The sequence below is a fragment of the Rhizobium sophoriradicis genome, from assembly GCF_003939025.1.
Lineage (GTDB): Bacteria > Pseudomonadota > Alphaproteobacteria > Rhizobiales > Rhizobiaceae > Rhizobium > Rhizobium sophoriradicis.
Genome location: NZ_RQIH01000010.1, coordinates 220,688 through 242,414, shown reverse-complemented (window position 1 = coordinate 242,414; position 21,727 = coordinate 220,688). Strand labels below are relative to the sequence as shown.

Sequence of the window (21,727 nt, the reverse complement as noted above, 5' to 3'; positions counted from 1 at the left end):
CAAGATGATTGCCATGGTATCGCTGGAATTTAGCGAGGTGGGATATGGCAGTCGATTTCAGGTTCATCATCATCGGACGCGGCATGATGGGTGCCGCGGCCGCCCGGCATCTCTCTGCGATGGCCGACGGCATCGCGCTGATCGGCCCGCGCGAGCCGGCTGAGCGCAAATCGCATGAGGGCGTCTTCGCCAGCCACTACGACGAGGCGCGTATTACACGGACGTTCGATGGCAATCTGGCCTGGGGAACCTTCGCCGCCCGCGCGCTCGACCGCTACCGTGAGATCGAGGCAAGGAGCGGCATTTCCTTCTTCTCGGAAGTCGGCTGCCTCTTTGCAGCGCCTGACAAGAGCGAGCAGGACTATATCGACCGGGCGTTGACCGTCAGCCGGACGCTCGGCAGCGACATCGAGACCATCGCATCGTCGGACCTTTCTCGGCGCTTTCCCTATCTTGCCGTCGATGCCGATTTCAGCGGCTATTTTGAACGCAAACGCGCCGGCTATATCAATCCGCGGGCGCTGGTGCGCGCCCAGGCAAGGCTGGCGGAACAGGGTGGCGTTACGCTGATCGAGGCAACCGCGACATCCGTGCGCGACGCCGGTGCCCATGTCGAGGTGAAGGTCGACGGAAGGCCCTACAGCGCCGAGAGGGTACTGGTGGCGGCTGGCGGCTTCAGCAATTTCCACGCGCTGCTGCCGCGTCCCGTCGACACCAGGGTGATGGCACGAACTGTTGTCTTCTATGAAATCGGTGAGCGCGAGATGGCGGTCTTCGGCGACATGCCGTCGACGATCGTTCTCGGGGACCGGGAAGAGGATCACATTTATATTCTGCCGCCGGTGCGTTATCCCGACGGCAAGATGTATCTTAAACTCGGCGGCGATACCGAGACGCTTTCGATCAATCGGCTGGAGGATGCCGGCGCGTGGTTCCGTTCCGACGGCAGCGCTGCCGAGCGCGACCATCTCTGCCGCATCGCCCTGCAACTGATGCCGGCGCTTGCCGGCTGCCCGGTCACATCAGGGCCGTGCGTGGCGAATTTCACGCCGACCGGTTATCCCTATGCCGGGTTTACGCAGTCGCCGCGCATCGCGGTGCTGACCGGCGGCAATTTCGTCGCCGCCAAATCCTCCGACGAACTTGGGCGGCTGGGCGCCGTACTGCTGATGGAAGGCGTGCTCAGTGAAGCGGATTTCGGCGGCGAGCTGACGCCGGTTTTTGCCTGAAAGGGAGCATCATGGCAGTCGAATTCAAATATGTCATCGTCGGCCGCGGATTGATGGGGGCGGCAGCTGCGCGGCATCTGGCCCGGCAGACGGACGGCGTGGCGGTGATCGGGCCGGACGAGCCGGCCGATCGCAAGACGCATCAGGGCGTGTTTGCCAGCCACTATGATGAGGGGCGCATCACCCGCACCATCGATCCCGACCGCAACTGGGCGCTGCTCGCCAATCGCTCGATCGGACGCTACGGCGAGATCGCTCGCGACAGCGGCATCGATTTCTATCGGGAGGTCGGCTGCGTCGTCGTCGCGCCCGATGGAAGCGATTATCTCGGCAGAACCAGGCAGGCCGCCGTTTCGCTGGGTGTCGAAACCAGCCTTCTAGACGAAGGAGGATTGAAAGACGCCTTTCCCTTCTTCGCCTTTGCTGATGGCTGCGCCGGCGTCTTCGAGGCGAAGGGGGCCGGGCATATCAGCCCGCGCAAGCTGGTCAAGGCACAGTCGCTGCTGGCGGAAAAAGCCGGCGCCGCCGTCATCCGCGACAATGTTGTCTCAATCCGCGAGGAGGGTGGTTCGGCGGTCGTCAGGACCGCCGGCGGCTTGGCCTATCGTGCTGAAAAGGTACTGCTGGCTGCTGGAGGATTTTCCATTGCGGAGAATCTGTTGCCGCGTCCGATTGAGATGACGGTTTATGGCCGGACGGTAACGCTTTTCGAAGTGAGCGAAGCCGATGCCATCCACCTCGCCGCCATGCCGTCGCTTATTGTCGATGTGCCCGGCATCCATATTTACCTACTGCCGCCGATCCGTTATCCCGACGGTAAATTCTATCTGAAGATCGGCGGCGACCCCGACGATCTGGCGCTCGGCAACGAGGCGGAGATGCGTGCCTGGTTCAGGACCGAGGGGCGGGAGAGCGTGCGGACGCATCTTCAACGCATCGTCGCCGATCTTGCGCCCGATCTGACGCCGCTTTCGATCTCGACGGCCGCCTGTGTCGTTTCCCAGACGCAAAGCGGCTATCCGATGATCGGCTATACGGCTTCGCCTGCCATCGCAGTGCTGACAGGCTGCGCCGGCACGTCGGCCAAGAGTTCGGACGAAATCGGCAGGCTCGGGGCCGAGCTGCTTTTATCAGGCGGCATCAGTCAACAGGGCTACTCCACGGATTTCACACCGCAATTTCGCTAAGACTATCGTTTTTGGTGGCAATTGTGCGCACTCTCGTTTATGGGAGCCCTGCCAGTTGGCCGGGCAGCCGCGCTTTACCAATGCCGAAAGGCGGTAGAGTGAGGAAAGTCCGGGCTCCACGGAGACACGGTGCCGGATAACGTCCGGCGAGGGCGACCTCAGGGAAAGTGCCACAGAAAGCAAACCGCCTGTCATGACAGGTAAGGGTGAAAGGGTGGGGTAAGAGCCCACCGCATTTCCGGCAACGGATATGGCACGGTAAACCCCACCGGGAGCAAGACCGAATAGGGATGACGCGGCGGGCCGAAGGGCCTTCCGGCCGGTTTCCAGGCCAGTCATCCGGGTGGGTTGCGCGAGGCAGCGTGCGAACGCTGTCCCAGAGGAATGGCTGCCACGTTCCGGTTCACGCCGGAGCCATACAGAACCCGGCTTACAGGCCAACTGGCGATTAACTTTCGTGGCGCGAAAATCTCCGATTCGACGAATCACCTCCGTGTAAGCCGCTGAAATCGACAGTTTTCAAGCGGATGCTCATACAATCCGCTGCGCGAAAATCGTTTTTGCGAAAGCATCGTCGCGCGTCCCTTCCGGGAGGGTGATCCTAACCCTTTGTTAAACTTAACGGCTTATAAATTTTTGATCATGCGTCTGTTGCAAAGCAGGCGCATCCCATTGACGCCCATATGGTCCCATGCTATCCCAAACTCGCACTGCACCAGGGCAATCACCTGCCCATTCATCGCAAAGCAAAGGCGTCTTCCTCTCTGGGAGCGTCGGAGGGGTTTTCGCTCATCCGGCTTGCGAAGCTGTGCCTGATATCGGGAGTTTCGGGCGTCTTTTGGTCCGGATCCCTGCGGGAACGGATGTTTCGAGTGATGAGCCGCTTCCTTTCGAATGCGACCAACAGGATCGACGCCAAGGGCAGGGTTTCCGTGCCGTCGGCGTTCCGTTCCGTGCTGGCGCAGCGCAATGTCCAGGAGCTCTATTGCTTCCAGGACTTTGTGTTTCCGGCGGTCAGCGTCGGCGGTCCGGATCTTCTCGAAAGATTCGAACGGCAGATTGCTGCGGAGGATCCGTTTTCGCCGGATGCGAACGAGATGTCGCTTCTCATTCATGGAGGCGGGGTTTTCATGAAGCTCGACGCCGAGGGGCGGCTGATGGTCACGGATTTCATCCGCGGCTTTACCGGTATCTCGGACGAAGTGACCTTCGTCGGTCGGGCGGATCATTTTCAGCTCTGGCAGCCGCAGGAATTTCTGGCGGCGCAGGCGCAGGCACGTGGGGAGCGCAAGCTGGCGGGCAAGCGTTCCTGAAAGGACGAGGGAACGGAATGGTGGCGAATCCTGGCGGAGGTTCAACTGATGCCGGTGGCGGACCGGTTCGTCACATTCCTGTTCTTCTCGAAGAGGTCCTCGCGGCGCTGGCGCCCGCGCCCGGCAAACTCATCCTCGACGGTACTTTCGGTGCGGGTGGCTACACCTCGGCCATTCTTGCCGCCGGCGCCGAGGTGATCGCGCTCGATCGCGATCCGACGGCAATAGCGGCGGGGCAGGCGATGGTCGCCGCCCATGGCGGCCGTCTCAGGCTCGTTCATTCGCAATTCTCGCATCTGGCCGATCATGCGCCGCAGGGCGGGCTCGATGGCGTCGTTCTCGACATCGGCGTTTCCTCCATGCAGCTTGATGAGGCCGAGCGTGGCTTCTCCTTCCAGAAGAACGGGCCGCTCGACATGCGCATGTCGGCGGCAGGCATTTCGGCAGCCGACGTTGTCAACCGCGCCAAGGTCGCCGATCTCATCCGCATCTTTCGTTTTCTGGGCGAGGAAAGCCAAGCGCCGCGTATCGCGCATGCGATCGAGAAGCGCCGTGCCGAAAAGCCGTTCGAGACGACGCGTGACCTTGCCGGTCTCATCGAGCTGGTCACCCCACGCAAGATGAAGGACAAGATCCATCCGGCGACGCGCGTCTTCCAGGCGCTGCGCATCTTCGTCAATGATGAACTCGGCGAATTGGCGCAGGCGCTGTTTGCGGCGGAACGAGCGCTGAAACCCGGCGGGCGGCTCGTCGTCGTCACCTTTCATTCGCTTGAAGACCGCATCGTTAAGAAATTCTTCTCCGACCGCGCCGGCAAGGCGACGGGATCGCGGCACCTGCCGGCCGCGCATGAGCGGGCTGCGACTTTCACGGTGATCGGCAAGCCGATGGTGTCGGCGAGCGAGGCGGAGGCCGAGGTCAATCCGCGCGCCCGCTCCGCCAAGCTGCGCGCCGGCCTCAGGACGGATGCCGCCACGGAGCCGGCGGATATGTCGCTGTTCGGGTTTCCCAATCTTGCCACTCTCGGAAAGCTTGGAGGTTGACATGCTGAAGACGTTCGATCTCGTGCTCATCGGCGTCATGACGGCAGCTGCCGCCGTCACCTATACGATCAAGCATCGCGCCGAATTGAAGCTCGAGGAGGTTCACCGCCTCGAAGCCGAGATCAAGCTCGAGAAGGATACGATCGACCTTCTCAAGGCCGACTGGGCGCTGCAATCGCAGCCGAACCGGCTGGAGCGGCTGGTCAATGCCTATAATGCCGAGCTGCAGCTGCAGCCGACGGAATCGACGGCGCTCGTGCATGCCAAGGAGTTGCCGATGCTGAAATCGGAGGTTCCCGTACCTGATGTGACGGAGGCCAAGGCCAGCGCCAAAGGCGCGACCGTAGCCAGCGCCAAGGGTGCGGGCGGTGCTGCCAAAGCGCAGCCCGTTCCGACGCCCGCCCCGCGCGCCGGCGTCGAGCAGCACGGTGTCGTTGAGGATGAGGCAGACGAGATCGAAACGGGGTCGGTGGAATAATGTCGTTTCTTTCCCGCATCATGGTCCTGAAGAGCCAGGCGCATTTCTCCGCCGGCGTCTATAACCGTTTCGGCGGCCCCTCCGCCGGTCTGGCGATCGAGGGGTCGCGCAAGAAAAAATCCGGGCAGGCGAAAAGCCGCGTCGGTCTGCTGATCTTGGGTTTCATGGGCGTCTACGCCGTCATCGGTGGCCGCCTCGTCGAATATGCGATGAAGGATCAGGAGGTCGTCTCCAGCATCCTGCCGCCCGACCGGCTGATGGCTTCGCGCCCCGATATCCTCGACCGCAACGGCGAGGTGCTGGCGACCGATATCCGCACCGTCTCGCTGTTTGCCGAGCCGAACAAGATCGTCGACGTCGACGAGGCTGTGGAGAAGCTTTCGAGCGTCCTGCCCGAACTCGACGTCAGGGACACCTATAAGAAGCTCTCGGTCAAGACCTCGCATTTCGCCTGGCTGCGCCGGCAGCTGACGCCGAAGCAGCAGAGCCAGATCCTGGCGCTCGGCATTCCCGGCATCGGCTTCCGGCCGGAGAAGCGCCGCTTCTATCCCGGCGGACCGACCGCCGCGCACATTCTCGGCTACGTCAACATCGACAACCGTGGTGTCGCCGGCATGGAGAAATATATCGACGACCAGGGGCTTGCCGATCTCGCCTCGGTCGGTATGACCAGCGACCAGCCGCTGGAGCCGGTGCGGCTTTCGATCGATCTGCGCGTGCAGAACATCGTTCGCGATGCGGTCATCAACGCCGTCAACAATTTCCAGTCCAAGGGCGCAGGCGCTGCCGTCATCGACGTCCATACCGGGGAAGTGCTCGGCATGGCATCGGCGCCGGACTTCGATCCGAACAATCCGCAGGAGGGCGCCAAGGAAGGCTGGCTCAACCGAATGACCAACGGCACCTTCGAAATGGGATCGACCTTCAAGACCTTTTCGCTGGCGATGGCGCTCGACAGCGGCAAGGTGAAGATGACCGACACATTCGATGCCAGCAAGTCGATCTATATCGGTGGCTTCACCATCCATGACTTTCACGGGCAGCGCCGCTGGCTGACCGTGCCTGAGATTTTCCAGTATTCGTCGAACATCGGCACGGCGCGCGTCATCGACATCGTCGGCATCGATTCGCAGAAGGATTATCTGACCAAGCTCGGCCTGCTGACGAAAATGCAGACCGAGCTTCCGGAAGTGAAGATGCCGAGCCAGCCGCGCGTCTGGAAGAAGATCAATTCGATCACGATTTCCTTCGGCCACGGCGTCTCGACGACGGCGCTGCAGACCGGCGTGGCGGCCGCCGCCCTCGTCAACGGCGGCAAGCTAATCGAGCCGACATTCCTGCCGCGCACGCGCGAACAAGCCGACCAGATCGCCACGCAGGTCCTCAAGAAGTCGACCAGCGACGCCGTCCGCTATCTCCTCGATTTCAACGGCTACAAGGGTTCCGGGCGCGTGGCCCGCGTACCCGGCTTCGGCGTCGGCAGCAAGACGGGTACGGCCGACAAGGTGGTGAACGGTCGGTATTCCTCGTCGCTGAACTTCAATTCCTTCATTGCCGCCTTCCCGATCGACAATCCCCGATATGCCGTGATCACCTTCTGCGACGAGCCGAAGACAGGCGAAAAGCAATATGGCGGAACGCTCTCCGCCGGTACGGCCGGTCCCATCGCCCGTGATATCATCCGTCGCGCCGCCCCCATTCTCGGCATCGAGCCGAAATTTGGGGAGGGCGGATCGGCCTTGCTGGTGTCTTATTGAGCGTGAATGAATATCGGCGCCGATTCGCGAGGGGTGAACCGGCTTCAAGAGAGAAAAGTGCATTCGATGAAATTGCGAGACCTGGCCGGAGATCAGTTTCCGGAACTTGAAGCACAGCTCGAAGGCCCAGCAGGCCTGCTTAATATTTCAGGCCTGTCTTCGGACAGCCGTCATGTGGCGCCGGGCAACGCCTTCGTCGCGGTCGCCGGCACAAAGGCGGACGGCGCGGGCTTCATCGTCGATGCCGCCGGCCGAGGCGCTGCCGTCGCGATCGCCTCCCAGCCGGTCGATGCTTCCATTCCGGTGCTTGCGGTCAAGGAGCCGCGTCGCTTCCTTTCGATCGCCGCCGCGCGGTTCTACGGCAGGCAGCCCGAGACCATGGTCGCCGTCACCGGCACGGCGGGCAAGACCTCCGTCGCCTCGTTCACCCGTCAGATCTGGGCGCATGCAGGCCATGCGGCCGCGATGATCGGCACAACGGGCGTGGTTTCGCCGACGCGCAACGAATATGGCGCATTGACGACGCCCGATCCGGTGTCGTTGCACAAGCTTCTGGCTGAACTTGCCGACGAAGGCGTCACGCATGCGTCGATGGAGGCTTCCAGCCACGGTCTCGACCAGTGCCGGCTTGACGGCGTCAAGCTCGCCGCCGCCGCCTTCACCAATCTCGGCCGCGACCACATGGACTATCATCCGACCGTCGAGGCCTATATGGCCGCCAAGATGCGGCTGTTCGACACGCTGCTGCCGAAGGGTGCGCCGGCGGTGATCTTTGCCGACGACCCCTGGTCGGCCCAAGCGATCAAGGCTGCGGCCGATGCCGGACATGATGTCCGTACCGTCGGGCGCAAGGGCGATTACCTCACGCTCAAACGCGTCGAGCATTTCCGCCACAAACAGATGGCGGAGATCCATATCGGCGACGAGATCTTCGAGGTGGATATTCCGCTGGCCGGCGATTTCCAGGTCGCCAACGCACTAGTCGCGGCCGGGCTTGCCATGTCGACCGGCGTCGAGCCGAAAGTTGCGATGGCTGCGCTCGAAAAACTCGTCGGCGCCTCCGGCCGTCTCGAGCTCGTCGGCCATACGAAAGATGGCGCGCTCGCCTATGTCGATTATGCCCATAAGCCGGATGCGCTGGAAAATGTGCTGAGCTCGGTCCGACCCTTCACCACGGGCCGCGTCGTCGTCGTGTTCGGCTGCGGCGGCGACCGCGACCGCGGCAAGCGGCCGATCATGGGCGAAATCGCCTGCCGGCTTGCCGATGTGGTCATCGTCACCGACGACAATCCGCGCTCGGAAGAGCCGGCCTCGATCCGGGCGGAGATCATGGCAGCCGCGCCTTGCGCCGCGGAAATCGCCGATCGCGCCATCGCCATCCGCGAGGCGGTCGCCATGCTGACATCGGGCGATACGCTGATCGTCGCCGGCAAGGGGCATGAGGAAGGGCAGACGATCGGGAGCGTCACACTGCAGTTCTCCGATCATGCGGAGGTGCGCAAGGCGTTGGAGGAACTGAAATCTTGAGCTGGCTCTGGACCACCGAAGACATGATCGCAGCGATGGCGGGGCGCCCTTTCGGCACGCTGCCCGAAGGCATCACCGGCATTTCCATCGACAGCCGCTCGATCAGCCCGGGCGAAGCCTTCTTCGCGATCAAGGGTGACCGCGTCGACGGTCACGACTACGCGTCAATGGCGATGGCGAACGGCGCCTCCCTGCTTGTCGTCAGTGAGGCGAGGCTTCCGGCCATGGGCCGCTTGACGGTGCCGATGATCGTCGTGGAAGACGTGCTCGCGGCTCTTGGCAAGCTTGGCCTTGCCTCGCGCGAGCGCTCGCGGGCCCGGATCATCGCGGTGACGGGATCGGTCGGCAAGACCACCACCAAGGAAATGCTGCGGCAGGTGCTGTCGCCTTCCGGCAAGGTGCACGCGTCTGTTGCTTCCTTCAACAATCATTGGGGCGTTCCTCTGACGCTGGCGCGCATGCCTGGCGACACGGATTATGGTGTCTTCGAAGTCGGCATGAATCATCCGGGCGAGATCCGGCCGCTGGTGTCGATGATCCGCCCCGACGTCGCCGTCATCACGACAATCGCGCCGGCTCATCTCGGCAATTTCAAGAACATCAAGGAGATCGCCGCCGCCAAGGCCGAGATCTTCGAAGGGCTCGAATCCGGCGGTCATGTCGTGCTCAACCGCGACAACGACCAGTTCAATTTCCTCGACCGCACGGCGCAGTCGCTCGGCATCGAGCATATCCATTCCTTCGGCCAGCATGCGAAAGCCGAATTCCGGCTCGCGGAGTTCAACGGCTCGGACGAGAATTCGACTCTGTGGCTGACGATCGGCGGCGAGACGCTCGAGGTGGCGCTCGGCGCGCCGGGCCGGCACATCGCCGAAAATGCACTTGCCGCACTCGGTGTCGTCAGGATTGTCGGCGCCGACATCGAGAAGGCAATCGCAGCGCTTGCGACGCTGAAGCCGGAAAAGGGCAGGGGCAAGCGCCACCGGCTCTCGATTGGCGGCGGCAACGGCAGCTTTACGCTGATCGACGAGAGCTACAACGCCAACCCGGCCTCAATGCGCGCGGCGATCGCGCTGCTGGCGGCTGCCGAGCCGACCGGCCGCGGCCGCCGCATCGCCGTGCTCGGCGACATGCTCGAAATGGGCGAGTATGCCGAGAAGGTTCACACCGATCTCGCCGGGCCGCTGCTTGCGGCCGGCATCGAACATGTCTGGCTCGCAGGCGCCGACATGGCCGCGCTGAAGGAATCATTGCCGGAAAGCGTCCATGTCGAGTATCGCGAAAAGACCAGCGAATTGACGGATTATGTACTGAACTCGGTCGCGCCAGGCGACGTGTTGATGGTGAAATCGTCTCTGGGCATCGGTTTCGGCAAGATCGTCGCCGCGCTTCTTGACAAGTTCCCGGCATTTTCCGACACGCAACGCGAACGTTGACCGGGTAACAAGGGGCCCTGAATGCTGATCTGGCTTGTCGAACTGTCGGAATATTTCAAATTCCTGAACCTGTTCAGATATATTACCTTCCGCACGGGCGCCGCTCTCTTCACCTCCGCATTGATCGTGTTCCTGTTCGGGCCGACCATCATCAATTCGCTGCGCATCCGGCAGGGCAAGGGTCAGCCGATCCGCGCAGACGGGCCGCAGACGCATTTCAAGAAGGCTGGCACGCCGACCATGGGCGGGCTGATGATCCTGGCCGGCATTGTCGGCGCGTCGCTGCTCTGGGCCGATCTTTCCAACGTCTATGTCGTTGCCACGCTGCTGGTGACGCTCGGCTTCGGCGCCATCGGCTTCTATGACGATTATCTCAAGGTGACGAAGCAGAGCCACATGGGCTTTTCCGGCAAGGCCCGTCTCGGCATCGAGTTCATCATCGCCGGCATCGCCGTCTACTTCATGATGCGCACCGCCCTTGCCTCGGGGAGCGCCGGCTCGACCTTCGGCTCCTCGATCGCCTTTCCCTTCTTCAAGGACTTCCTGATCAATCTCGGCATCATGTTCGTGGTGTTCGGCGGCTTCGTCATCGTCGGCGCCGGCAATGCCGTTAACCTGACCGACGGCCTGGATGGGCTCGCCATCGTGCCTGTGATGATCGCCGCCGCCTCCTTCGGCGTCATCGCCTATCTCGCCGGCAACGTCGTGTTTGCGAACTACCTGCAGATCAATTTCGTGCCCGGCACCGGCGAGCTTGCCGTCGTGCTCGGCGCCGTCATCGGGGCGGGCCTCGGCTTCCTCTGGTTCAATGCGCCGCCGGCCGCCATCTTCATGGGCGACACCGGGTCGCTGGCGCTCGGCGGCACGATCGGCACCGTCGCCGTCGCCACCAAACACGAGATCGTCATGGCGATCATCGGCGGCCTCTTCGTCATGGAGACGCTCTCGGTCATCATCCAGGTCGGCTTCTTCAAGATGACCGGCCGGCGCGTCTTCCTGATGGCGCCGATTCATCATCACTTCGAGAAGAAGGGCTGGACGGAAAGTCAGGTGGTGATCCGCTTCTGGATCATCGCCGTCGGCCTTGCCATGCTCGGCCTCTCGACGCTGAAGCTCCGGTGAGGCGGCGATGATCCCGGTCACGACGCTGAAAGACAGGAAGGTCGCGCTTTTCGGGCTCGGCGGCTCCGGTTTCGCCACCGCACGTGCGTTGATCGCCGGCGGAGCCGATGTGACTGCCTGGGACGATAATCCCGACAGCGTCGCCAAGGCTTCCGCCGAAGGCATCGGTACCGAAGACCTGCACATGATCGACTGGAGCCAGCAGGCGCTGTTCGTGCTGTCGCCCGGCGTGCCGCTTACCCATCCGAAGCCGCACTGGACGGTCGATCTCGCGCGGGCCGCGGGCGTCGACATCGTCGGCGATGTCGAGCTCTTCGTGCGCGAGCGTCGCGCCCATGCACCGGACTGCCCGTTCATCGCCATCACAGGAACCAACGGCAAGTCGACGACGACGGCGCTGATTGCCCACATCCTGAAATCATCAGGCTACGACACGCAGCTCGGCGGCAATATCGGCACAGCGGTGCTGACGCTCGACCCGCCGAAGGCGGGGCGTTATTTCGTCGTCGAATGCTCGTCATACCAGATCGATCTGGCGCCGACGCTGAACCCCTCGGCCGGCATTCTGCTCAACCTGACGCCCGACCACCTCGACCGTCACGGCACGATGCAGCATTATGCCGACGTCAAGGAACGGCTGGTCGCCGGCAGCGATGTCGCGGTGGTCGGCGTCGACGACAGCCATTCGGCGTTGATCGCTGACCGCGTCGAGCGGGCAGGCGTTAAGGTGGTCCGCATCTCGCGCCGCAACGTGGTGGCCGAGGGCATCTATGCCGAGGGCACGAAACTCATTCAGGCCGCCGGCGGTGCCATGTTGCCCTTCGTCGATCTCGACGGTATTCAGACGCTGCGCGGCAGCCACAATGCGCAAAACGCCGCGGCTGCGGTCGCCGCCTGTCTTGCCGTAGGGGTTTCCGCCGACGACATCCGCGCCGGCCTTGCCTCCTTCCCCGGCCTCAAGCACCGCATGCAGCCGGTCGGCAGACGCGGCCGTGTCGTCTTCGTCAACGATTCCAAGGCCACCAATGCCGATGCAGCGGCGCCAGCGCTTTCGAGCTATGATCGCATCTACTGGATCGCCGGCGGCCTGCCGAAATCTGGCGGCATCACGACGCTCGCTCCCTATTTCCCGCGCATCGCCAAAGCCTATCTGATCGGCGAGGCGGCGGCGGAATTCGCCGCCACACTCGGCGAGGCCGTTCCCTACGAAATTTCGGGAACGCTGGAGCGCGCAGTCGCGCATGCCGCAGCCGACGCGGATCGCGACGAGGCGGCTGCTTCGGCCGTGATGTTATCCCCGGCTTGCGCAAGCTTCGACCAGTATAAGAACTTCGAAGTCAGGGGCGATGCCTTCGTCAGCCACGTGGCGGCACTTGACGGAACGACGATGCTGATCGGTCCTGTAGCAGGAGAGAAATGACATGGTAAGCCGCGCGGAACGTGGGCCTCTGGCCGATTGGTTCTGGACCATCGACCGCTTCTTCCTGGCGATGTTCATCTTCCTGATGGGCATCGGCTTCATGCTGTCCTTCGCGGCATCTCCCGCGGTCGCCGAGCGCATCGGGCTCGAGCCTTTCCACTTCGTCAAGCGTCACGCGGCCTTCATGATCCCGTCGATCGCCGTTATGCTCGGGCTGTCGTTCCTGACGCCGCGCCAGGTGCGGCGAACCGCGATCCTGCTGCTGATCATTTCGCTCGCCATGATGGTGCTGGTGCTGTTCGTCGGGCAGGAGGTCAAGGGCGGCAGGCGCTGGATCTGGATCGCCGGCCTATCCATCCAGCCCTCGGAATTCATGAAGCCTGCCTTCGTCGTCGTTTGCGCCTGGCTGTTTGCCGAACATGCGCGCCAGCCTGAAATTCCCGGCAATCTCTTCGCTATCATTCTGTTCGGCATCGTCGCGGCACTTCTCGTCGCACAGCCGGACCTCGGCCAGACCATCCTGACGACGGCCGTCTGGGGCGGGATGTTCTTCATGGCCGGCATGCCCTGGATCTGGATCGTGCTACTCGGTATCGGCGGCGCCGGAGGCCTGCTCAGCGCCTATTACGTCTTTCCGCACGTTGCCGGCCGAATAGACAAGTTCATGACCGGCGAGGGCGACACCTTCCAGATCGACACGGCGCGTGAGGCGATCATCCGCGGCAGCTGGTTCGGCCAGGGGCCGGGCGAAGGCATCGTCAAGCGCATCATCCCCGACGCTCATACCGACTTCATCTTTTCGGTCGCGGCCGAAGAATTCGGTATCGTCTTCTGCATTGCGCTCGTCGCCCTGTTTACCGTGCTGGTGCTGCGCGGCTTGTCGCATGCATATCGCGAACGCAATGATTTCAACCGTTTTGCCGTCGCCGGCCTGGTATTGCAGCTTGGGATCCAGTCGATCATCAACATAGGCGTCAACCTCGAGCTGCTGCCGGCAAAAGGCATGACGCTGCCGCTGATTTCCTACGGCGGCTCGTCCATGGTGGCGATCTGCGTCACCGCCGGTTTCATTCTGGCGCTGACGCGCCATCGTCCGGAAAAACGTGCGCAGGAGCGGAGCCTTTTCCGCGTCCCGCACGGCATGCCGGCGGAGTAAGCGTATGAGCAAAGGCATCGTGCTGCTTGCCGCCGGGGGAACCGGCGGCCATGTGTTCCCGGCGGAGGCGCTGGCCTTCAAGCTGAAGGAGCGCGGCTATTCGGTGCATCTCGTCACCGACAGCCGGGCCGAGCGTTATGCCGGCAAGTTCCCCGCCGAGGAGATCCACGTTGTACCGTCGGCGACGATCGGTTCGAAGAACCCTGTCGCCGTCGCCCGCTCGCTGTGGACCCTCTGGAGCGGCATGCGGGCGGCCAAGAAGCTGATCCAGCGGCTAAAGCCCGTTATCGTGGTCGGTTTCGGCGGTTACCCCACCGTGCCGCCGCTGCTGGCCGCCACGCGGCTCGGTATTGCCTCGATGCTGCATGAGCAGAATGCCGTCATGGGGCGCGCCAACAAGGCGCTGGCCCCGCGCGTCAAGGCGATTGCCGGCGGCTTTCTGCAGGAAAGCGGCGATGTTATTTCCGACAAGACGGTTGCGACCGGCAATCCGGTGCGTCCTGCGATCCTTGCCGCGGCCGAACAGCCGTATCAGCCTTCCCAGCCCGGCGAGCCGTTCAATCTCGTCGTCTTCGGCGGCAGCCAGGGCGCGCAGTATTTCTCCAAGGCCATGCCAACGGCAATCAGCCTGCTCGACGACGGGCTGCGGGCGCGGCTCAGGGTGACCCAGCAGGTTCGGCCGGAGGACATGGAGATGGTTCGCGGCTGTGTGGCGCAGCTGCAGATGGGTGCGGATATCGCGCCGTTTTTCAGCGACATGGCTGAGCGTCTTGCCAAAGCGCATCTGGTAATCTGCCGCTCCGGCGCTTCCACGGTTTCGGAAATCTCCGTCATCGGCCGTCCGGCCATCCTGGTGCCCTATCCGCATGCGCTCGATCATGATCAGGCGGCGAACGCCGCCGCACTGGCTGCGACCGGCGGCGCCAAGGTGATCGCTCAGTCCGAGCTTTCGCCTGAACGCATCGCCTCTATACTGAGCCATGTGATGAACGATCCGGAAAAGCTGTCGCACATGGCGGCGGCTGCGAAGCTTGCCGGGAAACCGGATGCGGCGAACTTGCTTGCCGACATGGTTGAGGCTATTGCCGCCGGCAAGACAGTCTCAGAATTCAAGAGGACACGCGCATGAAACTGCCGAAGGCGATCGGTCTCGTCCATTTCATCGGCATTGGCGGCATCGGGATGAGCGGCATTGCCGAGGTGCTGCACAATCTCGGCCATAAGGTGCAGGGATCGGACCAGACCGACAGCGCCAATGTCCAGCGCCTGCGCGACAAGGGCATCGAAGTCTTCGTCGGCCATCGGGCTGAAAATCTGGGTGATGCCGAAGTCGTCGTCGTCTCGACGGCGATCAAGAAGAGCAATCCGGAACTTATCGCCGCCCGTGAAAAGCTGCTGCCGGTGGTGCGCCGCGCCGAAATGCTTGCCGAGCTGATGCGCTTCCGCAATGCGATTGCCATCGGCGGCACCCACGGCAAGACGACGACGACCTCGCTGGTGGCGACCCTGCTCGAGGCCGGCGGGCTCGACCCGACCGTCATCAACGGCGGCATCATCAACGCCTACGGCACCAATGCCCGCATGGGCGAGGGCGAGTGGATGGTGGTCGAGGCCGACGAATCGGACGGCACCTTCCTGAAGCTTCCGGCAGATGTCGCCGTCATCACCAACATCGACCCCGAACATCTCGACCATTACGGCAATTTCGATGCGGTGCGCGCCGCCTTCCGGCAGTTCGTCGAGAACGTGCCGTTTTACGGTTTCGGCGTCATGTGCCTCGACCACCCCGAAGTACAATCGCTGGTCGGCCGCATCGAGGACCGCAAGATCATCACCTATGGCGAGAACCCGCAGGCCGACGTGCGCTTCAAGAATGTGCGAATCGACGGCACGCGCTCGATCTTCGATGTCGAGATCCGCCGCCGCCGCACCGGCCAGGTGACCGAGCTCAAGGGGCTGGTCATGCCGATGCCCGGGCGGCACAATATTTCCAACGCGACGGCGGCGATCGCCGTCGCCAACCGGCTTGGCATATCGAGTGAAGATATCGCCAAGGGGCTTGCCTCCTTCGGCGGCGTCAAGCGCCGCTTTACCTTGACGGGCGAATGGAACGGAGTGCAGATCTTCGACGATTACGGCCACCATCCGGTCGAGATCAAGGCGGTGCTGCGCGCGGCCCGCGAGGCCTGCAAGGGCCGCATCATCGCCGTCCACCAGCCGCACCGGTACAGCCGTCTCGCAAGCCTATTCGAGGAATTCGCGGCCTGCTTCAACGATGCCGACAGCATTTTTCTGGCGCCCGTCTATGCGGCAGGCGAGGATGCAATCGAAGGCGCCGACTCCACGTCGCTCGTCTCGCGCATCAAATCCGGCGGCCATCGCGACGCCCGCTTCCTGTCTTCGGCCGAGCTTCTGCCGCAGATGGTTGCAGAGGTTGCAAAGCCTGGCGATTTCGTGGTTTTGTTGGGGGCTGGGAGCATCACATCCTGGGCAGCGGCACTGCCCAGACAACTGGAAGGCCTATCGGGAAAGTCCGCATGAAACAGGTGAATGGGGAAAAGCTTCTCGCGTCTCTCGGAGACGGTGTAAAGGATATCCGCGGTCGCATCACGCCGGATGCCCCCATGGACCGCGTCACCTGGTTCAGGGCCGGCGGGCTCGCCGAGCTGATGTTCCAGCCGCATGATGTCGACGATCTCATCGCCTTCCTGAAGATCCTGCCGGAAGAGGTGCCGCTGACGGTGATCGGCGTCGGCTCCAATATCCTGGTGCGCGACGGCGGCATTCCCGGCGTCGTGCTGCGCCTGTCGGCGAAGGGCTTCGGCTTCGTCGAGCTGGCCGGTGAAAACCGCATCCTTGCCGGCGCCATCTGCCCGGACAAGCATGTGGCGGCGATGGCGATGGACAACGGCATCGGCGGCTTTCATTTCTACTACGGCATTCCCGGCGCCATCGGTGGCGCGGCGCGCATGAATGCCGGCGCCAACGGGGTGGAGACGCGCGAGCGGCTGATCGAGGTCAACGCGGTCGACCGCAAGGGCAACAAGCATGTGCTTTCCAATGCCGAGATGGGCTATTCCTACCGGCATTCCGCAGCCCCTGCCGACCTTATCTTCACCTCGGTGCTGTTCGAGGGCTATCCAGAGGATCGCGCCCAGATCCGCGCCGAGATGGATGCCGTGCGCAATCATCGCGAGACGGTGCAGCCGGTGCGCGAGAAGACCGGCGGCTCGACCTTCAAGAACCCGCCCGGCCACTCGGCTTGGAAGCTGATCGACGAGGCGGGCTGCCGCGGCCTCGTCATTGGTGGCGCGCAGATGTCGTCGCTTCACTGCAACTTCATGATCAATATGGGGCAGGCGACCGGCTACGATCTCGAATATCTTGGCGAGCAGGTGCGCCGCGAGGTCTTCGAGAAAGATGGCATCAAGCTCGAATGGGAAATCAAGCGCCTCGGTGTCTTCATGCCCGGCCGCGAAGTGCGCCCGTTCCAGGGCGTCACCAGCGAATAACGGCTACTTCACCGCCAGTTTCAGGCCTTGGCGCGGCGTGACGACCGGCGTCCAGCCGAGAACCTTGCGTGCCTCGGATATGTCGACCTGCAGCGAACCGCAAAGGCGTTGATAGACGGCCTCCTTCCCGACAGACTTCGCCGCCATGTGCAGCAATGCAGACGGGAAGGGGACCAGCATCGGCTTGACGCCGAGCCCCGCCGCGATTCCCCGGATGAGCTCCGGAGTCGACAGGTCCTCACCATCTCCAGCGAGGAAAATCCCGCCGCCGGCGGCCGGATGCGCCGCGCAGGTGATGATCAGATCGACGAGATTTTGCACAGCCACCAATGTGCGGCGGTTCTTCAGTGAAGCGAAGGGGAGCGGTATCCGCTTGCGGACGAGCCCGACAAGAAGGGCGAAGTTGCCTCTTGCGCCGGGCCCATAGACCAGCGGCGGGCGGATGACGACGATTTCCATACCGGTGCGGGCGGCGATTTCGCGCAGACCGATTTCGCTTTCAAGCTTCGAAATGCCGTAAGGATCGATCGGCTTCGGCGTGTCGTCATGCCGGAACGGCCGATCGTTCTCTTCGCCATTGACCTTGATGGTGCTGACGAAGACGAATCTCTTCACGCCGGCGCGGGCCGCCTGTTCGGCAAGGTTGAGTGTGGCGGCGGTGTTGGTCCGGCGGAATTCCGCCAGCGGATCGGCTGCGCGGTCGTTCATGATGTGAACGCGGGCGGCAAGATGGAGGATGACGTCGACGCCTGCAAGTGCCGCCGCCCAGTCGGTCCTGTCGGTTATGTCTATCGGAAAATGCCTGACATCATCAGGAAAGGCAGACGTTTGGGATCTGGTGGTGACCACCAGATCACAAATCTTCTCTGCGTGCAGCCGTTTGACAAGCGGACTACCGACGAAGCCGGCAGCGCCGGTGACGAGGCATCGCATGATCTTCTCCCTGCTCATCCATCGGCCTTGGCTAACCGGAAGTCAGACCCGCATCAATAAAAAAGCAGGGCGGACCGAATGCTGCGGCTCTCCGCATTAATTAATCCTGCGGGCGGCGGCCATTAAGGGATGGCATCTCGGTCCTTCGACTGAGGCCATCGCGGGTCAGCGCGGCACCATATCTTGTTGAAGACATAGGATTTTTCGCCTCCGCTCGGGGTCCACCCCCGCTTGCGTCGGAATGGTGGCGAAATGAGCAAAAGGTAAAAGATCGCCAATTTCCGAGATGGAAGTTAACGAAAGTAAACACTTCATTAACCATAATGATGCTCTAATGCATGCAGATCGGACAAAGGCCCGAAACGGCGCAGACAGCTTCGCGCAAGCGTCGTTTTCAAAAGTGAAAGTTATTTTTGGGGGTGTTGATGAGTCGCAAGCATGTCGCTGTCCTGATGGGCGGATTTTCCTCGGAACGGCCCGTCAGCCTTTCCTCGGGAAAGGCTTGCGCAGCAGCCCTCGAAGCCGAAGGCTTCAAGGTGACGTGCATCGATGTCGCGCGCGACGTTTCCGAGAAACTTGCGGCGCTGAAGCCCGATGTCGTCTTCAACGCGCTTCATGGGCCCTTTGGCGAGGATGGCACCATCCAGGGCATCCTCGAATATCTGGAAATTCCCTATACGCATTCGGGCGTGCTCGCCTCGGCGTTGGCGATGGACAAGGACAAGGCAAAACTTGTCGCTGCCGCTGCCGGCATTCCGGTTGCCGAATCACAGGTCGTCAACCGTTTCGCCTTTCCTTCAGCGCATCCGATGAGGCCGCCCTATGTGGTGAAGCCGGTTCGCGAAGGGTCGAGCTTCGGCGTCGTCATCGTCACGGAAGATCAGGCGCATCCGCCGCAGGTCGTCAGCTCGCCCGAGTGGCACTATGGCGAGGAGGTTCTCGTTGAACGCTACGTCTACGGCCGCGAACTGACCTGCGGTGTCATGGGCGAGACTGCGCTTGGCGTCACCGAGGTGGTGCCGCTGGGACACAATTTCTATGATTACGATTCCAAGTATGCGGTGGGCGGTTCAAAACACGTCATCCCGGCGAAAATTTCACCGAATATTTACCAAAAAATACAAACATTGGCCGTAAGGGCGCATCAGGCAATCGGTTGTCGCGGCGTCAGTCGGTCCGACTTTCGTTACGACGATCGTTTCTCCGAAGACGGCGAAATCATCTGGCTGGAGGTCAATACCCAGCCTGGCATGACTCCAACCTCGCTCGTGCCCGAAATGGCCGGCCATGCCGGTTATTCCTTTGGTGAATTTCTCCGGTGGATGGTGGAGGACGCGTCTTGTTTGCGTTGACGGTCAAGAGGATAGGGCGTCCCAGCCATCATGCTGTGCTTCCGACCGTGGAGGCCGAGGAGCGATTCGTCCTGCCGCGTCCACTGCGTCGCGTCACTCGTTTCCTGATCAGCCTCGGCGGCGGCCGCATCTATATCCCGGCCCATACCGGCACCGTTGCGGCGCTGGCTTTCTTAGGCGCGACCGGGCTTTACGGCATGTCGCTCGGCGGTCACACGGAAGCGGTAGCCCAGGCGACGACGACGGCCGCCGGTTTTGCGATCGAGGACGTCAAGGTCTCCGGCAATTCGGAAACTTCCGAAATCGAAATCCTGCAGCTGATCGGCCTCGACGGCACGACCTCGCTGGTCGCGCTCGACGTCGATGCCGCTCGCCGGAAGATCGCCCATCTTCCCTGGGTCGAAAGCGTCGAGGTCCGCAAGGTCTATCCGAAGACGATCGAGGTGAAGCTCAAGGAGCGCCAAGCCTATGCGATCTGGCAGCACGGGCAGGAGCTTTCGCTGATCGAAAAGAACGGCAGCGTCATCGCGCCGCTGCGCGACAACAAGTTTTCGTCGCTGCCGCTCGTCGTCGGCCGCGATGCGGAAACGGCTGCGGCTTCGCTCGACGAGGCCTTCTCGAAGTGGCCCGACGTGAAGGCCCGCGTGAAGGCCTATGTCTGGATATCGGGACGTCGCTGGGACCTGCACATGGATAACGGCGTCATCGTCAAGCTGCCGGAAGACGGCATCGATCAGGCGCTGGCCACACTTTCGAAGTTCGATGAGCAGCACCAGCTGCTGGAGCGCGACATCGCTGCGGTCGATCTGAGATTGCCGGACAGGACCGCGATCCAGCTGACGCCGGAAGCGGCGGTCCGCCGGCAGGCGGCGGTAACGGAGCGTACGAAGGAATTGAAGAAGTCGGGGCAGAATATATGAGCTTGTTCGGTTCATCCCATTTCGGACTGCCGCGCCTGAAGCCGCTCTCGTCGAAGCGGTCTCATATCGTTTCGGTGCTGGACATCGGCTCGACCAAGGTCGTCTGCATGATCGGCCGGCTGACGCCGCGCGAGGAAAGCCAGATCCTGCCGGGCCGCACGCACAATATCGAGATCATCGGCATCGGCCACCAGCGCTCCCGCGGCATCAAGACCGGCGTTATCGCCGACCTCGACGCGCTGGAAGGCGTCATCCGCCTCGCCGTCGATGCGGCCGAGCGCATGGCGGGGCTGACCGTCGAGAGCCTGATCGTCAACCTGACGGCCGGCCGCCTTGGAAGCGACATCTACACGGCGACGATCGATCTCGGCGGCCAGGAAGTCGAGCTCAACGATTTGAAGAAGGTACTGTCGGCCGCCTGCCAGCAATCGCTGCGCCAGGACCGTTCGGTGCTGCATTCGCTGGCGACGGGCTTCTCGCTCGACGGCGAGCGCGGTATCCGCGATCCGCTGGCGATGTATGGCGATGCGCTCGGCGTCGACATGCATGTGGTGACGGCAGAGCGCTCGGCGCTGAAGAACCTCGAGCTCAGCGTCAACCGCGCGCATCTTTCGGTCGAGGGCATCGTCGCGACGCCCTATGCATCCGGCCTTGCCGCTCTCGTCGATGACGAGGTCGAGCTCGGCTGCGCGGCGATCGACATGGGCGGCGGCACGACGACCATTTCGGTCTTTGCCGAAGGCAAGCTCGTACATACGGATGCCGTCGGCCTCGGCGGCCATCACGTCACCACAGACCTGGCGCGCGGCCTTTCGACTCGCATCGAGGATGCGGAGCGGCTGAAGGTCGTGCACGCCTCGGCACTTTCGAACTCCTCCGACGAGCGCGAGCTGATCTCGATCCCGCCGATCGGCGAGGATGATCGCGACCAGCCGTCGCAGGTGCCGCGGGCGCTGGTTTCGCGAATCGTGTCGGCGCGAATCGAAGAGACGATGGAACTGATCCGCGACCGGATCCAGCGCTCCGGCTTCAGCCCGATCGTCGGCAAGCGCGTCGTCTTGACTGGCGGTGCAAGCCAGCTGACCGGCCTCGCCGAAGTGGCGCGGCGCATCCTTGCCCGCAATGTCCGCATCGGCCGTCCGATGGGCGTTTCGGGATTGCCGACGGCGGCCAAGGGTCCGGCCTTTTCGACGGCCGTCGGCCTGATGATCTATCCGCAGGTGGCGGACATGGAGACACATGCGTCACAGAGCGGTCTGCTCATGTCGCTTGGGGGAAATAACAGCCGCATAGCCCGGATGGGCCAGTGGCTGAAGGAAAGCTTCTGAAATTTGAGTAATTG

General features: G+C 62.7%; 18 protein-coding genes and 1 other RNA gene. 18 read left to right on the top strand and 1 reads right to left on the bottom strand.

The features are described from left to right. Positions 1–44 precede the first annotated feature (44 nt). From EFR00_RS18775 to murB, 15 genes are all read left to right on the top strand, one after another. Positions 45–1,229, top strand: coding sequence for an NAD(P)/FAD-dependent oxidoreductase (locus EFR00_RS18775; protein ID WP_077993037.1), 1,185 nt, complete (start codon positions 45–47; stop codon positions 1,227–1,229). An 11-nt stretch (positions 1,230–1,240) separates the two neighbouring features. Beyond that, positions 1,241–2,416 (top strand): NAD(P)/FAD-dependent oxidoreductase, encoded by a 1,176-nt coding sequence (locus EFR00_RS18770; RefSeq protein WP_077993036.1) that lies wholly within the window; start codon positions 1,241–1,243, stop codon positions 2,414–2,416. Positions 2,417–2,467: 51 nt separating this feature from the next. Beyond that, an RNA gene (rnpB, locus tag EFR00_RS18765) (RNase P RNA component class A) lies at positions 2,468–2,865 on the top strand. 426 nt (positions 2,866–3,291) lie between these two features. Beyond that, the gene (gene mraZ, locus EFR00_RS18760) at positions 3,292–3,729 is read left to right on the top strand and encodes a division/cell wall cluster transcriptional repressor MraZ (RefSeq protein ID WP_038690144.1); all 438 of its coding nucleotides are present in this window, start codon (positions 3,292–3,294) and stop codon (positions 3,727–3,729) included. Positions 3,730–3,746: 17 nt separating this feature from the next. Beyond that, positions 3,747–4,772, top strand: coding sequence for a 16S rRNA (cytosine(1402)-N(4))-methyltransferase RsmH (gene rsmH / locus EFR00_RS18755; protein ID WP_077993032.1), 1,026 nt, complete (start codon positions 3,747–3,749; stop codon positions 4,770–4,772). A gap of 1 nt (position 4,773) precedes the next feature. Continuing rightward, positions 4,774–5,250 carry a cell division protein FtsL gene (ftsL, locus tag EFR00_RS18750; RefSeq protein WP_009992807.1) on the top strand — a complete coding sequence of 159 codons (477 nt, stop codon included), beginning with the start codon at positions 4,774–4,776 and terminating at the stop codon, positions 5,248–5,250. After that, complete coding sequence (locus EFR00_RS18745) at positions 5,250–7,007, top strand: peptidoglycan D,D-transpeptidase FtsI family protein (RefSeq protein WP_077993030.1); 1,758 nt, start codon at positions 5,250–5,252, stop codon at positions 7,005–7,007. Before ftsL ends, EFR00_RS18745 begins: the two co-directional genes overlap by 1 nt. Positions 7,008–7,013: 6 nt before the next feature. Further along, the gene (locus tag EFR00_RS18740; RefSeq protein ID WP_183738691.1) at positions 7,014–8,534 is read left to right on the top strand and encodes a UDP-N-acetylmuramoyl-L-alanyl-D-glutamate--2,6-diaminopimelate ligase; all 1,521 of its coding nucleotides are present in this window, start codon (positions 7,014–7,016) and stop codon (positions 8,532–8,534) included. Further along, positions 8,531–9,970: a UDP-N-acetylmuramoylalanyl-D-glutamyl-2,6-diaminopimelate--D-alanyl-D-alanine ligase gene (locus EFR00_RS18735; RefSeq protein ID WP_077993029.1), complete on the top strand. Its 1,440-nt coding sequence runs from the start codon at positions 8,531–8,533 to the stop codon at positions 9,968–9,970. The genes EFR00_RS18740 and EFR00_RS18735 overlap by 4 nt, the downstream gene beginning before the upstream one ends. A gap of 21 nt (positions 9,971–9,991) precedes the next feature. After that, positions 9,992–11,092, top strand: coding sequence for a phospho-N-acetylmuramoyl-pentapeptide-transferase (gene mraY / locus EFR00_RS18730; protein WP_038690133.1), 1,101 nt, complete (start codon positions 9,992–9,994; stop codon positions 11,090–11,092). A 7-nt stretch (positions 11,093–11,099) separates the two neighbouring features. Then, complete coding sequence (gene murD / locus EFR00_RS18725) at positions 11,100–12,512, top strand: UDP-N-acetylmuramoyl-L-alanine--D-glutamate ligase (protein WP_077993027.1); 1,413 nt, start codon at positions 11,100–11,102, stop codon at positions 12,510–12,512. Position 12,513: 1 nt separating this feature from the next. Continuing rightward, on the top strand, positions 12,514–13,668 hold the full coding sequence (gene ftsW / locus EFR00_RS18720; protein WP_038690129.1) for a putative lipid II flippase FtsW: 1,155 nt from the start codon (positions 12,514–12,516) through the stop codon (positions 13,666–13,668). Between the two features lie 4 nt (positions 13,669–13,672). Then, on the top strand, positions 13,673–14,797 hold the full coding sequence (gene murG / locus EFR00_RS18715) for an undecaprenyldiphospho-muramoylpentapeptide beta-N-acetylglucosaminyltransferase (protein ID WP_077993025.1): 1,125 nt from the start codon (positions 13,673–13,675) through the stop codon (positions 14,795–14,797). After that, positions 14,794–16,209 carry a UDP-N-acetylmuramate--L-alanine ligase gene (gene murC, locus EFR00_RS18710; RefSeq protein WP_077993024.1) on the top strand — a complete coding sequence of 472 codons (1,416 nt, stop codon included), beginning with the start codon at positions 14,794–14,796 and terminating at the stop codon, positions 16,207–16,209. The genes murG and murC overlap by 4 nt, the downstream gene beginning before the upstream one ends. Further along, positions 16,206–17,180 (top strand): UDP-N-acetylmuramate dehydrogenase, encoded by a 975-nt coding sequence (gene murB, locus EFR00_RS18705; RefSeq protein ID WP_038690123.1) that lies wholly within the window; start codon positions 16,206–16,208, stop codon positions 17,178–17,180. The genes murC and murB overlap by 4 nt, the downstream gene beginning before the upstream one ends. 3 nt (positions 17,181–17,183) lie before the next feature. On the opposite strand, the gene EFR00_RS18700 is transcribed toward murB, so the two are convergent. After that, positions 17,184–18,113: a UDP-glucose 4-epimerase family protein gene (locus EFR00_RS18700; RefSeq protein ID WP_077993021.1), complete on the bottom strand. Its 930-nt coding sequence runs from the start codon at positions 18,111–18,113 to the stop codon at positions 17,184–17,186. 425 nt (positions 18,114–18,538) lie between these two features. Between EFR00_RS18700 and EFR00_RS18695 the strand changes: the two genes are divergently transcribed. The 3 genes from EFR00_RS18695 to ftsA are packed head-to-tail and all read left to right on the top strand — an operon-like array spanning position 18,539 to position 21,713. Continuing rightward, entirely contained in the window at positions 18,539–19,465 is a 927-nt protein-coding gene (locus EFR00_RS18695) for a D-alanine--D-alanine ligase (protein WP_009994312.1), read from the top strand. Next, positions 19,453–20,385 (top strand): cell division protein FtsQ/DivIB, encoded by a 933-nt coding sequence (locus tag EFR00_RS18690; protein ID WP_039621002.1) that lies wholly within the window; start codon positions 19,453–19,455, stop codon positions 20,383–20,385. Before EFR00_RS18695 ends, EFR00_RS18690 begins: the two co-directional genes overlap by 13 nt. Then, the gene (gene ftsA / locus EFR00_RS18685) at positions 20,382–21,713 is read left to right on the top strand and encodes a cell division protein FtsA (RefSeq protein ID WP_004668807.1); all 1,332 of its coding nucleotides are present in this window, start codon (positions 20,382–20,384) and stop codon (positions 21,711–21,713) included. The genes EFR00_RS18690 and ftsA overlap by 4 nt, the downstream gene beginning before the upstream one ends. The last annotated feature ends 14 nt before the right edge of the window (positions 21,714–21,727 follow it).

Excerpts from the sequence above, each read along its gene's own strand:
- murB (WP_038690123.1), top strand. The coding sequence starts at position 16,206 with ATGAAACAGGTGAATGGGGAAAAGCTTCTCGCGTCTCTCGGAGACGGT.
- ftsW (WP_038690129.1), top strand. The coding sequence starts at position 12,514 with ATGGTAAGCCGCGCGGAACGTGGGCCTCTGGCCGATTGGTTCTGGACC.
- mraZ (WP_038690144.1), top strand. The coding sequence starts at position 3,292 with ATGAGCCGCTTCCTTTCGAATGCGACCAACAGGATCGACGCCAAGGGC.
- murC (WP_077993024.1), top strand. The coding sequence starts at position 14,794 with ATGAAACTGCCGAAGGCGATCGGTCTCGTCCATTTCATCGGCATTGGC.
- EFR00_RS18740 (WP_183738691.1), top strand. The coding sequence starts at position 7,014 with ATGAATATCGGCGCCGATTCGCGAGGGGTGAACCGGCTTCAAGAGAGA.
- EFR00_RS18695 (WP_009994312.1), top strand. The coding sequence starts at position 18,539 with ATGAGTCGCAAGCATGTCGCTGTCCTGATGGGCGGATTTTCCTCGGAA.
- mraY (WP_038690133.1), top strand. The coding sequence starts at position 9,992 with ATGCTGATCTGGCTTGTCGAACTGTCGGAATATTTCAAATTCCTGAAC.
- EFR00_RS18745 (WP_077993030.1), top strand. The coding sequence starts at position 5,250 with ATGTCGTTTCTTTCCCGCATCATGGTCCTGAAGAGCCAGGCGCATTTC.
- murG (WP_077993025.1), top strand. The coding sequence starts at position 13,673 with ATGAGCAAAGGCATCGTGCTGCTTGCCGCCGGGGGAACCGGCGGCCAT.
- rsmH (WP_077993032.1), top strand. The coding sequence starts at position 3,747 with ATGGTGGCGAATCCTGGCGGAGGTTCAACTGATGCCGGTGGCGGACCG.
- EFR00_RS18700 (WP_077993021.1), bottom strand. The coding sequence starts at position 18,113 with ATGCGATGCCTCGTCACCGGCGCTGCCGGCTTCGTCGGTAGTCCGCTT.
- EFR00_RS18775 (WP_077993037.1), top strand. The coding sequence starts at position 45 with ATGGCAGTCGATTTCAGGTTCATCATCATCGGACGCGGCATGATGGGT.
- EFR00_RS18770 (WP_077993036.1), top strand. The coding sequence starts at position 1,241 with ATGGCAGTCGAATTCAAATATGTCATCGTCGGCCGCGGATTGATGGGG.
- murD (WP_077993027.1), top strand. The coding sequence starts at position 11,100 with ATGATCCCGGTCACGACGCTGAAAGACAGGAAGGTCGCGCTTTTCGGG.
- ftsA (WP_004668807.1), top strand. The coding sequence starts at position 20,382 with ATGAGCTTGTTCGGTTCATCCCATTTCGGACTGCCGCGCCTGAAGCCG.
- ftsL (WP_009992807.1), top strand. The coding sequence starts at position 4,774 with ATGCTGAAGACGTTCGATCTCGTGCTCATCGGCGTCATGACGGCAGCT.